Source organism: Promineifilum sp. (SeqCode), from assembly GCF_041918635.1.
Classification (GTDB): Bacteria; Chloroflexota; Anaerolineae; order Promineifilales; family Promineifilaceae; genus Promineifilum.
In genome coordinates, this window is the sequence record NZ_JAYRVJ010000740.1 from 1 (window position 1) to 1623 (window position 1623).

General features: G+C 66.0%; 3 protein-coding genes. All 3 read right to left on the reverse strand.

The genetic code is table 11. The features are described 5' to 3' along the window. Positions 1 to 181: hypothetical protein (locus tag ACE3UY_RS21465; RefSeq protein WP_374689520.1), on the reverse strand; the 181-nt coding region annotated here is incomplete at its 3' end. Between the two features lie 61 nt (positions 182 to 242). After that, positions 243 to 1355, reverse strand: a complete 1113-nt coding sequence (locus ACE3UY_RS21470; protein WP_374689521.1) for a hypothetical protein — start codon at positions 1353 to 1355, stop codon at positions 243 to 245. After that, positions 1352 to 1623: hypothetical protein (locus ACE3UY_RS21475; protein WP_374689522.1), on the reverse strand; the 272-nt coding region annotated here is incomplete at its 5' end. The genes ACE3UY_RS21470 and ACE3UY_RS21475, both read right to left, overlap by 4 nt.

Sequence of the window (1623 nt, forward strand, 5' to 3'; positions counted from 1 at the left end):
CATTCCAAATCAAGGCGGCCTGCTCAATAAGCCAGCGCCGGCGCGGTGTGCTGCGATAGCGCCGGATCGACCGCTCGCCAATCTCGCTGTCGCGTTGAATCTCGATTTCAGCGCGATACCTGCCCGTCGCGTCTTCGCCGCCGCGCAGGATATACGCGACTACGGATTTCTTTTTGCTCATCCTCATACCCTCCTGGGGCCGGGCGGCTAACCCGGCCCCGATGCTCAAACTCTCCCGGTGGTCAGGCCGGGTCAACGAACTTGACCGGCTCAGGCTCCGCGCCGAATAGCGCCGCCTGGACGTTCTCGCCCAGGTCGGCTTTGAGCCGGCGATAGACGGCTACGCGGTCGGCCGGCTTGCCGGGAATGCCGGCGTAGCCCATCGCCTTCATCCGCGCCTTTACCGTGTCGGCGTCGGCGTCCAACAGCGCGGCGGCGACGTTGACGAAATCCCGCGCCGGGGCCTCGTCAATGGTCAGTTCGTCATCGGGCAGCGGGCCGGCGTCCGGCGGCTGGCCGTGGCCGCCGCCGCCATTGCCGTTCGTGGCCGGGGTGGGGGGCGCATCTTCCCATTCGGCGTCGCCGTCATCCTCATCCGGCGCGTCATCCTCTGGCGCGGCCGGCCCGGTCAATGACAGCATAGGCGCGGCCGGTGGGGCCAGCATGGGCGCGGCCGGCTTGGGCAGCAGCGCGTCCAGATAGCGGCCGTCAAGCGCCATGTGGAGCATGTGCTTGGTAACGGCCATTGTCGTACCGTCCTCTTTGGGGACGTTGAATTGCCGGGGGGCACGGAACACCGTCACCGGCGCGCCTTGCAAGGTAGCGACGGTTGACCGAATCCACATGAGATTGGCCCACAGTTCGTCGGCGTCAATCGCCGACGATGACATGATCTCAAAGATGCCGGCTACTCGCAACTGGGGGAGAAGAAGACACAACCGCGAGAGGCGGCCTACCTTGCCGCTCCCCACCTTTTGCCCCGCCGCGGCCGGTTGCGCGGGGCCTTCCCCCGGCGCGTAGCGGACGTAAGTATTTCCGTCCAGCTTGACGTGCAAGCGCTCGCCGTCGCCGCGCCAGAGGAGCCGCTTGCCCTGCCAGAGTTCATCCCAGATGCGCAGATTCTCGGCCGGGTCGGCGTAGGGCAGGAAGCCGCTAATCGTCTTTGGTTCCGGTCCGAACGCCGCCAGCCACGCGGCAGCGACAGCCGGGTCGGCGCGGTCAAGGCGGAAGTGGTCGAGGTCTTTGCCCGGCCGGGTATCCTGGGGCCGCGCCCCCGTGGTCATCTTGCCGCCCTTGCGGATCACGCCGATACGCGGCAACCGCAACTCTAGCTGCTGCTCATGCGCCTTAATCATGATGTGCCTCCATTGCCGCCGACGGGCAAGCCGCCGAACTGCTCACCAACTGTCACCGGAACCGCGCCCGCTTTCAGGAAGGGGGTAGCGGCTTCTTTCACGGCGACGCGGCAATTCTCCATTGCCAGGGCCAGGGCGTCGGCGGCCGTGTCGCCTTCGTCTAATTCCACGGTTGACCACGTGGACAGGGTGACGCTCGAATAGTCACCCGTATTCAGCTTGCGCTCATAGTGAGCGGTCACGCTGGTTGTTCGCATGATTCCACCTC